Below are 14,974 nucleotides of genomic sequence, written 5' to 3'. Positions count from 1 at the left end.
AGTTTAACTCAAGTTCTCCGCCTGATCATTGGCCTTTTGGCTATGCTTTCGGTAGAAGCTGAACATCCATTCGAGCATACCGGCCTGATTGGCCTGTCGCCGGAAACCATGCCCCTCGTCTTCAAACCAGTGCAGCTCCGGCGCCCTGCCCGCGGCTTTCATGGCCTCGGTCATTGCCCGGGTCTGCTCAGGCACCACAACCCGGTCCTGTCCGCCCTGGAAAAAGATCATGGGCGCGGTAATGCGTTCGGCGTGCAACAGGGGCGTTCTCTCCTGCCACCGCTCCGGGTATTTTTCTGGCGACCCCAGTAGCCAATCCAGATAACCGGATTCAAACCGATGGGTCATGGCCCGTAAACGCATGGGATCCGTTACGCCGAACATGCTCGCGCCAGCGGTGAAACGCCTGCTCCGGATCATCGCCATCAGGGCCGTGTAACCCCCGGAGCTGCGACCCTGGATAAACACCCGTCTCCCATCAGCCAGGCCGAAGGAGGCAAGGTGGTCTGCCGCCCGTTCCATATCCGCGACATCCACGTCACCCCACCGACCTTCCAGGGCCAGGCGGAACTCACGACCAAAGCCGGTGCTGCCTCGATAGTTGATTTCAGCGACGGCAAAGCCCCGCTGACACCAGTACTGAACCTGGGGATTGAACACCGGATAGGCCGCCGAAGTGGGTCCTCCGTGAGCAATCAGAATCAGTGGAGGGACGTCTGGCGTGGCCAGCTTCGGAGTGTAGAAAAATCCGTGGATAGAAGCTTCACCCGGGTTCAGAGCCGGAATCTCGATATCCAGCGGCAGTGCCGCCCGCGGCTCTGGCATGGCCTCCTCGCCCCCGGCAATGGTGCGGGCCTGGCCGGTCTCGAGATCAATCTGGAGGACCGCGTCCAGGCGGGTGGCGGCTCGCCCGATGCAGTAAAGATGCTCGCCAGCCGACTGCAGACATCGGAAGTCGCCAAAGCCCCGGGCAACCCGGATTGCTTCACCCGTTTCGCCGGAGCTTAGCCAGAGCTCGCCGGTCCCATTGCAGTAACGAACCCGGGCCCAACTGCCACTGCCTGTCGGGCAGTGGTGGGATTCACCCAACTGCCAGGGCGCGTTGCCATGATCCCGGGCTGGCGATTCGGTGGCGTGCCAAGCGCCCTCGCCCGAAGTATCAATATGCCAGGGTTGCCACCAACCCCCGTGGTCTGACAAAACCCAGAGTTGGTTGCCATCGAACACCGGCTGCTGTACCGACGCCTCAGAAGGTGTGGGCCATTCCCGGCCTTGATCCAGCAATCCATCTTCAGAGCAATTTGCGGTCCACAGCCGTGAACGCAGCCAGGGCATATCCGGCAACTGCCAGCTGGTCCAGGCAACCTGACTGCCATCGGCCGAGACCGCCGGCGCGCTGTAAAAATCCAGGCCGGAATGAAGCACCGAACGCTCGCCCAGCATGGAGACGGCAACCAGCTGCTGCTTGCCCTCTGCTTCCCGTACCGCGAGCACCCGTCGACGGGACTGGTCAGCGACCAACCCACCATAGGCCGCTCCGGGGTCATCGGTCAGGTTGTGGCACTGGCCGTCGGGCAGACTGACAAACCGTATCTGTTGATCCTCGCCAACCACGAACACACCGCTGTCGGCAGCCGCCAGGGCGCCACCACCATAGCCATTTACCCGGCTGCGGATGCCAAGATCATCAGGTCCAAGGCGAACAGGCCCCTGATCGGAAAGGTGCCAGAGCGTATTGCAGCCGCGTGCCGGATCCGTCTCCAGCCAGAACACACCCGCCGGGGCCACCGCAAGTTCCCCACGCTGGACATGCGCCGAGCAGGCCTCGTAGGCACTCAGTACCGTTTTGTCGTGGTGATGGCCGACCAGTGCAGGCTTGATGGCGGAGTTGTTAACCCCGGAAGAAAAGCCGTGAATTATCCGCATTTCGATATACCAGTTCAGTCAGGCCGGCCGTGGCATGATCGGCAGCTTTCCTCGCTGCCAGTATTCGATCATGATACGACGATTTGCTGCATACTGGATCTGCGTTATCCGCTTTGCCCGTCAAAAGATAGGCCTGACAGCGACAGCCACCGAAGTCCTTCTCCTTCTCATCGCAGGAACGGCAAGGCTCGGGCATCCAGGTGTCGCCGCGGTAGTGGTTGAACCCCGGGCTGTCGTACCAGATGTTTTGCAGATCCATGTCTCGGACATTGGGAAAGTCGATGGGCAGCAAACGGGCGCTGTGGCACGGCAGTGCGGTGCCATCCGGGGCCACGGTCAGGAACAGATTACCCCAGCCGTTCATACAGGCTTTCGGGCGCTCTTCGTAATAGTCCGGTGTCACAAAGATCAGATTCATGGCCGAACCGGATTGCTGCAGCCGTTCCCGGTACCGGTTCACTTCCTGCTCTGCCTTCACCAGCTGCGCTTTGGAAGGCATCAACCCTTCCCGGTTTTCGAAGGCCCAGCCGTAATACTGGCAGGTGGCCAGCTCGACGTAGTCCGCCCCCAGGCGCTCGCACAAATCCATGATGTCGTTCATCTGGTGGATGTTGTGGCGGTGGATCACGAAGTTGAGCACCATGGGATAGCCGGCTTCCTTCACCGCCCGGGCCATGGCCAGCTTCTGGTCAAAGGCCTTTCGGGAGCCGGCCACGGCGTTGTTCAGTTCCGGATCGGACGCCTGAAAGCTCACCTGGATATGATCCAGCCCCGCCTCGGCAAAGGCATCCACCTTGGCCTCCGTCAGGCCCAGCCCTGAAGTAATCAGGTTGGTGTAATACCCCAGGTGCCGCGCCTCGGCGATCAGCTCCGCGAGGTCCTGGCGGACCAGGGGCTCGCCGCCGGAAAAACCCAGTTGCGCCGCCCCCATCGTGCGGCCCTGTCGAAGCACACTCACCCACTCCTCGGTGGTCAGCTCCTGTTGGGTTTGCGCAAAGTCCAGCGGATTGGAGCAATAGGGGCATTGCAGCGGGCAGCGATAGGTCAGCTCTGCCAGCAGCCACAGGGGCGGCCCGGCGTTGTGGGGGTTGGTCGTGCTCATGACAGTTCAATCCAGTGTTGGTGCCGGGCGTCCTGCAAAAATTCGCTGACGTCCTTGCCAAGCGGGCCGGCGTCGGGGAACTGCTGCTCCAGACTGGCGACGATGTCGGCCACGGTACGCTGGCCGTCCACTTGATTGAGAATGGCACCGGCACTGCCATTGAGCTTCACCATTCCTTCCGGATAAAGCAGCACATAACTCTCCTGGGCCGGCTCCCACTGGAACCGGAACCCTCGACGAAAACGCGGCACCTCATTCATACCCACCTCCATTACAGCCCCCGGTGCCAGACCTGTTCGTCGGTCACGGTATGGTACGGCGGGGTGCGATGGCCGTAGGCCATGGTCATGGCATCCAACATGGTCCAGAGGATGTCCAGCTTGAACTGAAGAATCTCCAGGGCCCGGGCCTGCTGTGCCTCTGTGGTGAAGTGGTCGAGGGTAATGGTCAGGCCATGTTCCACGTCTCTTCTGGCTTCGGACAGACGCTTGCGGAAGTAGCTGTAGCCGCTCTCTTCAATCCACGGATAGTGGGCGGGCCAGCTGTCCAGTCGGGACTGGTGGATTTCCGGGGCAAACAGCTCGGTCAGTGACGAACAGGCCGCCTCCTGCCAGGTCGCCCGGCGGGCGAAGTTCAGGTAGGCGTCCACGGCAAAGCGGACACCCGGCAAAACGTGGCGCTGGTCAATCACCTCTTCCCGGCTAAGGCCCACCGCCTCGGCCAGGGACAACCAGGCTTCGATGCCGCCGACATCGCCGTCGTGGCCATCGTGATCCAGAATCCGCTGCAGCCAGAGCCGGCGCACACCAGCGTCCGGGCAGTTGGCCATGATGGCGGAGTCTTTCTGGGGAATCTTGATCTGGTAGTAGTACCGGTTGGCCACCCAGCCGCGGATCTGTTCGGGCGTGCACTGCCCGCCGTACATGGCTTTATGGTACGGGTGGTGGATGTGGTAGTACTGGCCCTTGGCGCGCAGGGCCTGCTCGAAATCCGTCCGATTCATGGCGGTGTTGGCTTTGGCGTTCATGGCTGCCCCGAAAGGTCGATGTGCATTCCATCCCAGGACACCTCGATGCCGTGGCGGGTCAGCTCCGCCCGCTCCGGGGAGTCCTCGTTCAGGATCGGGTTGGTGTTGTTGATGTGTATCAGGATCTTGCGCTGGGCCGGCATGGTGTCGAGCACCTCGATCATGCCACCCGGGCCGCTCTGGGCCAGATGACCCATGGCCTGGCCGGTCTTGGTGCCTACTTCCTGGCGGATCATCTCGTCGTCGTGCCAGACGGTCCCGTCCACCATCAGCACGTCGGCCTGGCGCATCCAGCCGAGAATACGGTCGTCCGGCTCGCCGAGGCCCGGGGCATAAAGGACTGTCTGACCGGTGCGGGTGTCTTTCAGGAACAGGCCAATGTTATCGCCCGGATGCGGGTTGTCCCGGCGCGGTGAATACGGGGGTGCGTTGCTCAGCAGCGGAATGGCGGTCAGCTCGATGGACGGTGCGCAGGGAATGGCAAAAGGCGTCTGCTCGGATGCCTCGATGCGCTGCCAGTTCAGGCCACCGTTCCAGTGCTTGAGCATGGTGAACAGCGGAAAACCACCGCTGAGGTCTTCATGCACCTGTTCGGTACACCAGACATCCATCGGAAGACCCTCGCGCAGGGACAGCAGGCCGGTGGTGTGGTCCACCTGGCTGTCCATCAGCACAATGGCATCAATGCCGGTATCCCTTAAAGCACGTGCCGGCTGCATCGCTTCGAAGGAAGCCAACTGGGCGCGAATGTCGGGGGACGCGTTAAACAGGATCCAGTGCTCGCCGTCTTCACTGATGGCAATGGAAGACTGGGTACGGGCCCGGGCGTTCAGGGTACCCTTCCGGAAGCCGTCGCAGTTGGCGCAGTTACAGTTCCACTGGGGAAAGCCACCGCCTGCAGCGGAGCCCAGAACGTGAATCAACATGGTGGGTCACTCCACAAGCAAAACGGCCAGCTCGAGGCTGGCCGCTTCAGCACTCAGCGATTGGCGAAGTACATGGTGACTTCGAAACCGATGCGGAGATCTTCGTAGGCTGGTTTGGTCCACATAATGCTCACCTCTATTGTCATGATTGTTAGCGCATTGAGGGTGAATCAACGACATTGCCGATAACCCAGTTCCCATCCTATCGGCCGGGGCAAGGGGCCAATATGGTACTTTGGAACTGTTTTTGGCCACCACAAAGTAGCATCGCTCCCACTTGGGAGAGCGAATCCCATTCCGCCCTGGCTGCACCCCATAGCAACTTCACTTGATTTTATTAGACGACCAGTCTAGTTTATTCTGATAATTAAATAGACGATCGGTCTAAATTGAGTCAAGACGATGAACCAGACAGCAGACATCAAGCGAAAACGGGGCCGCCCCCCGAAGACTGAAAATGCCGATTTCAGGGATACCCGGGAAACGCTCATCACCGTGGGCCTGTCAGTGCTGACGGAGAAGGGTTACTCCTCCACCGGCATCGACGAAATACTTCGCAAAGCCGGCGTACCGAAAGGCTCCTTCTACCACTACTTCGACAATAAAGAAGCCTTCGGCCGGATCCTGATCGAAGCCTACGGCCGCTATTTTGCGCGCAAACTTGATCGCTGGTTTGAAGATCGCGCCCTCACTCCCCTGCAGCGGCTCGAAGCGTTTGTTGAGGATGCCAAAACGGGCATGGCCAGGTTCGAGTATCGCCGCGGCTGCCTGATCGGCAATCTGGGACAGGAAATGACCGCCCTGCCCGAGGGTTTCCGTGTTCTGTTACAGGACGTTTTCACGGACTGGGAGTGCCGCACCGCTGGGGTATTGAGAGAGGCCCAGCAGGCCGGTGAGATTTCCAAGGATCTAAAGTGCGATCAGATGGCGCACTTCTTCTGGATTGGTTGGGAGGGCGCGGTGTTGCGCGCAAAGCTGGATCAATCCCCAGAACCACTGGATCGGTTCGCCCAGGGATTTTTGTCGCTACTTCGCGGCTCATGACCCGGGACGAAAAACCATCCTCATTACCCAAACACGGAGGCAACATGTTTAAAGGCATACTCATTGAAGGATCACGCGGCGACCAAAAAGTGTCACTGACATCCATAGAAGAATCGGAACTGCCGGAAGGCGACGTTACCGTGGATATAGCCTTCTCAACCTTGAACTACAAGGATGCTCTGGCCATCACCGGAAAGTCACCGATCGTGAAACAGTACCCGATGATTCCAGGCATCGACTTTGCCGGCACCGTATCAAGCTCCACGCATGCAGACTTCAAGGCAGGCGACCCGGTTGTCTTGAACGGGTGGGGCGTTGGCGAGAAACACTGGGGCGGCCTGGCCGAGAAAGCCCGTGTTTCCGGTGACTGGCTGATTCCTCTGCCCAAGGCGTTTTCTCCTCGACAGGCCATGGCCATTGGCACCGCCGGCTATACCGCCATGCTTTGTGTCATGGCACTGGAAAAGAATGGCGTAACACCTGATTCCGGCGACATCCTGGTGACCGGGGCAACCGGCGGCGTTGGAAGCATTGCGGTGGCGCTGTTGGCCAAGCGGGGTTATTCCGTGACCGCGGTGACCGGCCGATCCGAGGAAGCAGACTATCTGAAGTCGTTGGGGGCCGGAAACACCCTCGATCGCGCTGAGCTGAGTGAACCAGGCAAACCCCTGGTGCGCGAGACCTGGGCCGGCGCCATTGATGTGGCCGGTGGACAGGTGCTGGCCAATGTCTGTGCCGGCATGAAATACCGTGGCGTCGTCGCAGCCTGTGGTCTGGCGGCCGGCATGGACTTCCCGTCCACCGTTGCCCCGTTCATTCTTCGGGGTGTGACCTTGTGTGGCGTGGACAGCGTGATGGCGCCCAAAGCTGAGCGACTCGAAGCCTGGAAGCGCCTGTCGGAGGATCTCGACATCGATCTGCTCGAGCGCATGATCACGGAAATACCCTTTGAAGACGCCATCGAAGGTGCGAGCCAACTGCTGGACGGCAAGGTTCGTGGGCGTATCGTCGTACCGGTCGCAGGCTGAACCGAAACTTCTTGAACCATAAAACCGCCATTAAAGGAATTGTTATGAGCTCGTCCAACGAACAACCAATAAGCCGATTCCCGGTTCCGTCGCTTGAATCACTCCCGGCGGACATCCGGGAGAAGATTCTTGCCGTTCAGGGAAAGTCGGGGTTTATCCCCAATGTCTTTCTGGTACTGGCACATCGCCCCGCCGAGTTTCGTGCCTTCTTTGATTACCACGATGCCCTGATGGAAAAAGACAGCAACCTCACCAAGGGCGAACGCGAGATGATCGTGGTCGCTACCAGCAACCTGAACCAGTGCCAGTACTGCGTGGTGGCCCATGGCGCTATTCTGCGCATCCGTGAAAAGAACCCGGAGATCGCAGACCAGGTCGCCGTGAACTACCGAAAGGCCGACATCACTGAACGCCAGAAAGCCATGCTTGATTTCGCCATAAAGGTTTCGCAACAAGCCCAAGAAGTGAGTGACGCGGACTTTGAGGAACTCAAACGTCATGGTTTCAACGACGAGGATATCTGGGACATCTCCGGCATCGCCGCGTTCTTCGGGCTTTCCAATCGGATGGCAAACGTGACAAACATGCGGCCTAACGCAGAGTTCTACTCACTGGGGCGATAAAGCGCATTGACACCAAAATCCGCCCCAATAAAAAAGGCCCTGGGAAGGGCCAAAAGAGAGTGACAGAAAAACCCGAACTCTCGTCAGAGAGTCGCCCCGGCCAGACACCGGGGAATGAAGGTGCACATCCGCTGTGCTGACTCACAGGCGGGCCCGTGTGGGAGGCCCGCTTACCGCTCATTGATTCAGAAGAAACCCAGCGGGTTGGTGTCGTAGCTGGTCAGCATGCACTTGGTCTGCTGATAGTGCTCGAGCGCCATCTTGTGGGTTTCACGGCCAACGCCAGACTTCTTGTAACCACCGAAGGCTGCGTGAGCCGGGTAGGCGTGGTAACAGTTCATCCACACCCGACCGGCCTGGATGTTGCGGCCCATCCGGTAGGCGAGATTGGTGTCGCGGGTCCATACACCGGCACCCAGACCAAACTCGGTGTCGTTGGCGATGGCCAGGGCTTCTTCCTCGGTCTTGAAGGTGGTAACGCCCACGACCGGTCCGAAGATTTCTTCCTGGAACACGCGCATCTTGTTGTCACCCTTGAACAGGGTGGGCTGGATGTAGAAGCCATTGTTGAACTCTTCATCCAGATGCTCGCGGTCGCCGCCAGTCAGCACCACAGCGCCCTCTTCCTTACCAATGGCCAGGTAGGACATGATCTTGTCGAACTGTTCTTTCGACGCCTGGGCACCTACCTGAACATCGGTGTCCAGCGGGTTGCCACGCTTGATCGACTTGGTGCGCTGAACCACCTTCTGCATGAACTCTTCGAACATGTCTTCCTGGACCAGCGCCCGTGACGGACAGGTGCAGACTTCGCCCTGGTTGAAGAACGCCAGAACCAGACCTTCCACGCACTTGTCGATGAATTCCGGCTCGGCCTTCATCACGTCGGAGAAGTAGATGTTCGGGGATTTGCCACCCAGCTCCACTGTGGACGGGATGATGTTTTCAGCCGCGCACTTGAGGATGTGGGAGCCAACCGGGGTGGAGCCGGTGAAGGCAATCTTGGCAATACGCTTGCTGGTGGCCAGGGCCTGGCCGGCCTCGATGCCGTAGCCGTTAACAATGTTCAGCACGCCCGGCGGCAGCAGGTCACCAATGATTTCCATCAGTACCAGGATGCTGGCAGGCGTCTGCTCGGCAGGCTTCAGCACGGTGCAGTTACCCGCAGCCAGACAGGGGCCCAGTTTCCAGGCCGCCATCAGAATCGGGAAGTTCCATGGAATGATCTGGCCAACGACACCCAGCGGCTCATGGAAATGGTACGCCACGGTATTGTGGTCGATCTCGCCCATGTGGCCTTCCTGGGCACGAAGACAACCCGCGAAGTAGCGGAAGTGATCAGCCGCGAGGGGAATGTCGGCGTTCAGGGTTTCGCGCACGGCCTTGCCGTTGTCCCAGGTTTCAGCGACTGCGAGCTTCTCGAGGTTGGCCTCGATGCGGTCCGCAATTTTCAGCAGGATGTTGGAACGCTCGGTGGGAGAGGTCCTGCCCCACGCAGGTGCCGCCTTGTGCGCTGCGTCCAGGGCCAGATCAATATCTTCGGCACTGGAGCGCGGAATTTCACAGATCACATTGCCAGTGACCGGTGTGATGTTCTCGAAATACTGGCCTTTTACCGGGGCAACCCACTCCCCACCGATGTAGTTCTCGTAACGGGATTTGAAAGAAACGACGGAGCCATCCTTTCCTGGTTGTGCGTAGATCATGATCTCGACCTCTTGTTGTGTTTGTCGCAGGGCAACGCGGCCTTTCGCGTTTACCCATTCAATGTAGACGCCAAACCCGGAAAGTTGAATGGTGCGATGGAGGCGAAAAACTCCTCCCTTGGTAGTAGATGGCTCGAAGGCCATGCCACCATTGGCGCGGCTCCGAAATCACTCTCCGAAAATAAATGCACAGGAAAGGCACTGCTCGATGCACAAAAACAGTGCGCTCGCCCAGGCAAGAAGCAGACCTGTCAGACACCTCAAATCCCACCACAATAAAAAACAGTAATTTAGCGATTGGCATGGACTCTGCAGAGTATCCATTACGCAGCGAGAAGTCGGTTACTGAAACCACAATCAACGCGCCACAATCTGACCAATGGTCAACTAGGGTTCCGGTCTGCCATCAATCCGTGCAGACGGCTGGTCCGAGAGTTGACGACCTTTTCCAAGGTTACACGGCGGGACAAAAGCCCGGGAGGATCGCTCAGTTACTGACGCCTCTCGCTTTTTAAATGCCCTAACCAGGAGGAAAAGGCCATGTTGCAAACCGCAACCCCCCTCTACGACGATCTGATTCCCGGCGGATCCCACTGGTCCTTTATCGTGCGCCGTGGCCATGTGCTGCGCCTGATTGACGAAACCGGCGGGACCAACGTCGGCATGTTGATGTACAACCCCGAGAACCCGCTCGAGCGGTACAACATGCCGGACACCCTGAAGAACCAGCACACCTTCCTGCTCACCAAAGGCCACGTGCTGCTCTCGGACATGGGCCGGGTGTTTGCCTCCATCATCCGCGATGATCTTGGCTGGCACGATACCGTCGCTGGCACCTGCAACGCAGATCTGGTGGAAAAGCGCTGGGGCAAAAAGACGTATCAGGAAGCCCATAATCACTACCACCGGAACGGTTTCAACAGCTTTCTGAACGAACTGGCCAAGTACGGCCTTGGCAAGAAAGACCTGACCGCCAACCTGAACTGGTTCAGCAAAGTAAAAACAGATGACGACGGCAACATGGCCTTCTCCGAGGGCCACTCCCACGCCGGCGCCACCGTCGACCTGCGCTTTGAGATGGACACCATCGTAGTGCTGCACACCTGCCCGCATCCGATGAACCCGGCCAGCGAGTACCCCAGCCATCCGCTGCGGTACCAGTTGTTCAAGGCGGCCCCGGTAACCGATGCCGATCCCTGCAAGACGTCGTCCCCCGAGGCCACCCGGGCCTTCGCCAATAACGCCCTGTACCACCTGTTCCAGTAACGGAGGCCGGACATGATCAAGCAAAGCGTATTGAAGCCTGAAGACGCCGCCTTCCGTGAAACCGTACCGGCAGGCGAGTATTTCCTGAAAGTGGTGAACGCCGGCGAAACCATCCGGATTCTGGATCTGGAGGGCAACCAGGCCGCCGACACCCTGTTCTACAACGCCCATAATCCGACCGAACGCTACAGCGCCGTCGACACCATCCGCGAGCAGGGCAACGTCTACCTGACGGCTGGCTCGAAGCTGATGTCTTCTGAAAACAACGTGATGCTGGAAATCACCGCCGACACCTGCGGCCGTCACGACACCCTGGGCGGTGCATGTGCGGCCGAGAGCAACACAACCCGTTATGCCCTTGAGAAAAAGTGCATGCACGCCTGCCGGGACAGCTGGCTGGTGGCCGTCACCGAACACGAAGAACTGGGCATGAGCAAACGGGACATCACCCACAACATCAACTTCTTCATGAATGTCCCGGTCACGGCCGACGGCGGACTCACCTTCGCGGACGGGATTTCCGATGCCGGCAAATACGTGGAGCTGGAAGCGAAGATGGACGTTCTGGTGATGATCTCCAACTGCCCGCAGCTCAACAATCCGTGCAACGGCTGGAACCCGACACCGATTGAGGTGCTGGTATGGAGCTGAGCGGCAGATTCTCAAAGGTCCTGATCGCCAACCGCGGCGCCATCGCCTGCCGGGTTATTCGCACGCTGCGTGACATGGGGCTGACCTCGGTTGCCGTCTACGCCGAAGCGGATTCCGATTCGCTTCACGTACGGCAGGCGGACGAGGCGTATTCCCTGGGAGACGGCCCGGCAGCGACCACTTACCTGGATCAGGACAAACTGTTCGAGGTAATCCGCAAGAGCGGTGCCGGCGCCATCCACCCCGGCTACGGCTTCCTGAGCGAAAACGCCGATTTTGCCCGACGCTGTGACGCCGAAGGCGTGGTCTTCCTGGGCCCGACACCCGAGCAGATGGAGCAATTCGGTCTCAAGCATACGGCACGGTCACTGGCTGAAAGCGCCGGCGTACCACTGCTACCAGGCAGCGGCTTGCTGACTAATCTGGAGGAAGCGCTAAAAGCCGCCGACACCATCGGCTACCCGGTGATGCTGAAAAGCACCGCCGGCGGTGGCGGCATTGGCATGTCCCGCTGCTACGGCCCGGACGATCTCAGCAAGAGCTTCGAGTCGGTCCAGCGCCTGAGCCAGAACAACTTTAGCAACAGCGGCGTGTTCCTGGAAAAATTCGTGGAACACGCCCGCCATGTGGAAGTGCAGCTGTTTGGCAATGGCGAAGGTCAGGTGCTGGCACTGGGCGAGCGTGACTGCTCGGCCCAGCGTCGCAACCAAAAAGTGATCGAGGAAGCTCCGGCGCCAGGGCTATCTGACGACGTCCGCTCCCGCATGCACGCGACAGCCCGTCAGCTGGGTGAAAGCATGGGCTACCGCAGCGCCGGCACCGTGGAGTTTATCTACGACCCGGACACCACCGAGTTCTACTTCCTGGAAGTGAATACCCGCTTACAGGTGGAGCACGGTGTGACCGAGCAGGTTTATGGCGTAGACCTGGTCCGATGGATGGTGGAACTGGGCGCAGGCACCCTGCCCGACCTGGCGAAACTGGGCAGCAAACTTGCGCCTTCTGGCCACGCCATCCAGGCCCGGATCTATGCGGAAGACCCCAACAAGGATTTCCAGCCCGGCGCCGGTCTGCTCACCAACGTGGCCTGGCCCGACGAGGATGGCCTGCGAATCGATACCTGGATTCAGCCGGGCACAGAGGTGTCGCCGCTCTATGATCCCATGCTCGCCAAGGTGATTGTGCATGAGGCCGATCGCGAGTCTGCCCGTCAGCGGTTGATGCAGGCACTCGACGACAGTCAGCTCTATGGCATCGAGACCAACCTGAAATACGTGCACCAGGTGCTGGACGACCCACGCTTTGCCGAGGGCAGACTGTTTACTCGAACCCTGAACGAATTCGATTACCAGCCGGCCACCGTGGATGTGCTCAGTGGCGGCACCCTGACCACCATCCAGGACTACCCCGGGCGCATCGGCTACTGGGAAATTGGCGTACCACCGTCGGGTCCTTTCGACAATTATTCGTTCCGGCTTGGCAATCGACTGCTGGGTAATCCGGAAGGGGCTCCAGGCCTGGAAATCACCCTTAAGGGGCCGGTGCTCACTTTCAACCGCGCCACCCAGATTGCGCTGACGGGCGCCCAGCTGGACGCCACACTGGATGATCAGCCCATGGCTTCCTGGCAGGTGATCGACGTGCCCGCCGGCGCTACCCTGAAGCTGGGCGCCACCACGGCGGACGGCGCCCGGGCCTACATGCTGTTCCGCGGTGGGCTGGACTGCCCCGAGTATCTGACCTCCTGCAGCACCTTTACCCTTGGCCAGTTTGGCGGCCACTGTGGTCGCGCCTTGCGGGCCGGCGATGTGCTGGCGCTGGCAGATTCGGAACCTGCCCCCCTGACCACGTTGCCAGCAGAACTTAAACCGACCATCGGCAAGACCTGGAAACTGCACGTTACCTATGGGCCTCATGGCGCGCCGGATTATTTTACTGACGAAGATATTGACACCTTCTTCGCCAGCGATTGGGAGATTCACTACAACTCGAGCCGCACCGGCGTACGACTTATTGGCCCGAAACCGCAGTGGGCACGCAGTGACGGCGGAGAGGCCGGCATGCATCCGTCCAACATTCACGACAACGCTTACGCCGTGGGCACCGTGGATTTCACCGGCGATATGCCGGTGATTCTCGGTCCCGATGGCCCCAGCCTGGGCGGCTTTGTCTGCCCGGTGACGGTCATCAGCGCTGACCTGTGGAAACTGGGCCAGCTGAAAGCCGGTGACAAGGTTAGATTTGTTCCGGTAAGTCAGGACCAGGCTGTGGCCCTGCGGGAAGCCCTCGACGAGTCCATCGCCACCCTGACCGCAGCGACCGCCCATATCAAACCGATCACGCCAACCTCTCCGATTCTGGCGTCACTCAGTGACGATGAACACGAAACCGGCGTGGTTTATCGGGCCGCCGGCGACAACTACGTGCTGGTGGAATACGGCCCAATGGAGCTGGATATCCGATTGCGCTTCCGCGCCCATGCGCTGATGCTGTGGCTGCGCGAGCAGAATCACGATGCCATTCTGGAACTGACCCCCGGCATCCGATCCCTGCAGGTGCATTACGATAGCCAGAAACTGAACCAGCGCACGCTGCTGGATCTGCTGATCGGCGCCGAAAAGGAACTGGAAAAACAGCCCGAGTGGGATGTGCCCGCGCGCATCGTTCATTTGCCCCTGTCCTGGGATGACGAAGCCTGCCAGACCGCCATCGCGAAATACATGCAGTCGGTGCGCAAGGATGCCCCCTGGTGCCCGAGCAACCTGGAGTTCATCCGCCGCATCAACGGACTGGACGGCATCGATGAGGTAAAAAAGACGCTTTTCGAGGCAACCTATCTGGTGATGGGCCTGGGCGACGTTTATCTGGGCGCGCCGGTCGCTACCCCGCTGGATCCCCGGCACCGGCTGGTGACCACCAAATACAACCCGGCCCGGACCTGGACCGCGGAAAATTCCGTAGGCATCGGCGGCGCCTACCTGTGCATCTACGGCATGGAAGGCCCGGGCGGTTACCAGTTTGTTGGTCGCACCCTGCAGATGTGGAACCGCTACCGCACGACCGACCTGTTCGAGCCCGGCAAGCCCTGGCTGCTCCGTTTCTTTGACCAGGTGCGCTTCTACGAGGTCCGTGCCGAAGAACTGCAACAAATCCGGCGGGACTTTCCCAATGGCGACTACCCGATAAAGGTCGAGGAAACCCGCTTCAATCTGAAGGACTACGAGCAGTTTCTGGCGAACAACGACGACGAAATTCAGACCTTCACAGCCAAGCGCAAACGGGCCTTCGATGAGGAGCTGCAGCGCTGGATCGAGTCGGGCCAAATCAACTTCAGCTCCGAAGCACCGATCGAGGACACCGGCGAAGACGACATTGCCAACCTGCCAGCAGGCCAGCACGCGGTGGAAAGCCACGTAGCCGGTAACCTCTGGGAGTGCCTGGTCAAGCCAGGCGACACCATCGATGCCCAGCGGCCGGTGGCGGTTATTGAATCCATGAAAATGGAAATCGAATTACTGAGCCCCGTAACCGGACGCGTGGTAGACGTGCGCCGGGAAGCGGGACAGGCGGTCTCGCCCGGAACGCCGGTCGTGATTGTCGAAGAGATTACCGAGTAATGCCAGCAACCCCAAAAAACTGAAGAAAGACCAAACCTGCAAACACGGGCAAGGCCCG

13 protein-coding genes and 1 riboswitch are annotated in these 14,974 nt (G+C 59.7%); of the genes, 6 read left to right on the top strand and 7 right to left on the bottom strand.

From position 1 onward, the window contains the following. Positions 1-3: 3 nt before the first annotated feature. Genes MDHKLMBL_RS11995 through pqqA form a run of 6 tightly spaced genes read right to left on the bottom strand, consistent with a single transcriptional unit; the run spans position 4 to position 5,106 of the window. On the bottom strand, positions 4-1,926 hold the full coding sequence (locus tag MDHKLMBL_RS11995) for a S9 family peptidase (protein ID WP_008171043.1): 1,923 nt from the start codon (positions 1,924-1,926) through the stop codon (positions 4-6). Next, a complete protein-coding gene (gene pqqE, locus MDHKLMBL_RS11990; RefSeq protein WP_104270873.1) occupies positions 1,892-3,028 on the bottom strand; it encodes a pyrroloquinoline quinone biosynthesis protein PqqE in 1,137 nt (378 codons plus the stop codon). Before pqqE ends, MDHKLMBL_RS11995 begins: the two co-directional genes overlap by 35 nt. Further along, a complete protein-coding gene (gene pqqD, locus MDHKLMBL_RS11985) occupies positions 3,025-3,300 on the bottom strand; it encodes a pyrroloquinoline quinone biosynthesis peptide chaperone PqqD (protein ID WP_008171040.1) in 276 nt (91 codons plus the stop codon). Before pqqD ends, pqqE begins: the two co-directional genes overlap by 4 nt. Continuing rightward, entirely contained in the window at positions 3,300-4,055 is a 756-nt protein-coding gene (gene pqqC, locus MDHKLMBL_RS11980) for a pyrroloquinoline-quinone synthase PqqC (RefSeq protein WP_008171038.1), read from the bottom strand. Before pqqC ends, pqqD begins: the two co-directional genes overlap by 1 nt. Next, positions 4,052-4,981: a pyrroloquinoline quinone biosynthesis protein PqqB gene (gene pqqB, locus MDHKLMBL_RS11975; protein WP_053113099.1), complete on the bottom strand. Its 930-nt coding sequence runs from the start codon at positions 4,979-4,981 to the stop codon at positions 4,052-4,054. Before pqqB ends, pqqC begins: the two co-directional genes overlap by 4 nt. A 53-nt stretch (positions 4,982-5,034) precedes the next feature. Next, positions 5,035-5,106, bottom strand: a complete 72-nt coding sequence (pqqA, locus tag MDHKLMBL_RS11970) for a pyrroloquinoline quinone precursor peptide PqqA (RefSeq protein ID WP_007153157.1) — start codon at positions 5,104-5,106, stop codon at positions 5,035-5,037. Between the two features lie 277 nt (positions 5,107-5,383). Between pqqA and acuR the strand changes: the two genes are divergently transcribed. From acuR to MDHKLMBL_RS11955, 3 genes are read left to right on the top strand one after another with little or no spacing between them, the layout of a single operon-like run. After that, positions 5,384-6,025: an acrylate utilization transcriptional regulator AcuR gene (acuR, locus tag MDHKLMBL_RS11965; RefSeq protein WP_014578351.1), complete on the top strand. Its 642-nt coding sequence runs from the start codon at positions 5,384-5,386 to the stop codon at positions 6,023-6,025. Between the two features lie 44 nt (positions 6,026-6,069). Further along, complete coding sequence (gene acuI / locus MDHKLMBL_RS11960) at positions 6,070-7,053, top strand: acrylyl-CoA reductase (NADPH) (protein ID WP_008171033.1); 984 nt, start codon at positions 6,070-6,072, stop codon at positions 7,051-7,053. A 44-nt stretch (positions 7,054-7,097) separates the two neighbouring features. Then, on the top strand, positions 7,098-7,676 hold the full coding sequence (locus MDHKLMBL_RS11955; RefSeq protein WP_092030402.1) for a peroxidase-related enzyme: 579 nt from the start codon (positions 7,098-7,100) through the stop codon (positions 7,674-7,676). Between the two features lie 185 nt (positions 7,677-7,861). Here the strand turns inward: MDHKLMBL_RS11955 and exaC are convergent, their stop codons facing one another. Further along, the gene (gene exaC / locus MDHKLMBL_RS11950) at positions 7,862-9,382 is read right to left on the bottom strand and encodes an acetaldehyde dehydrogenase ExaC (protein ID WP_008171025.1); all 1,521 of its coding nucleotides are present in this window, start codon (positions 9,380-9,382) and stop codon (positions 7,862-7,864) included. A 376-nt stretch (positions 9,383-9,758) separates the two neighbouring features. Beyond that, positions 9,759-9,865, top strand: a riboswitch (guanidine-I (ykkC/yxkD leader). A 57-nt stretch (positions 9,866-9,922) separates the two neighbouring features. On the opposite strand from exaC, the gene MDHKLMBL_RS11945 reads away from it, so the two are divergent. Genes MDHKLMBL_RS11945 through uca form a run of 3 tightly spaced genes read left to right on the top strand, consistent with a single transcriptional unit; the run spans position 9,923 to position 14,916 of the window. After that, positions 9,923-10,648 carry an urea amidolyase associated protein UAAP1 gene (locus MDHKLMBL_RS11945; RefSeq protein ID WP_104270872.1) on the top strand — a complete coding sequence of 242 codons (726 nt, stop codon included), beginning with the start codon at positions 9,923-9,925 and terminating at the stop codon, positions 10,646-10,648. A gap of 12 nt (positions 10,649-10,660) precedes the next feature. Next, positions 10,661-11,299: an urea amidolyase associated protein UAAP2 gene (locus tag MDHKLMBL_RS11940; protein ID WP_104270871.1), complete on the top strand. Its 639-nt coding sequence runs from the start codon at positions 10,661-10,663 to the stop codon at positions 11,297-11,299. Then, positions 11,290-14,916: an urea carboxylase gene (gene uca / locus MDHKLMBL_RS11935; RefSeq protein WP_104270870.1), complete on the top strand. Its 3,627-nt coding sequence runs from the start codon at positions 11,290-11,292 to the stop codon at positions 14,914-14,916. Before MDHKLMBL_RS11940 ends, uca begins: the two co-directional genes overlap by 10 nt. The last annotated feature ends 58 nt before the right edge of the window (positions 14,917-14,974 follow it).

It is taken from the genome of Marinobacter flavimaris (genome assembly GCF_002933295.1).
Lineage (GTDB): Bacteria > Pseudomonadota > Gammaproteobacteria > Pseudomonadales > Oleiphilaceae > Marinobacter > Marinobacter flavimaris.
The sequence above is the reverse complement of the archived record's forward strand: the minus strand, read 5'-3'. Positions and strand labels throughout refer to the sequence as shown.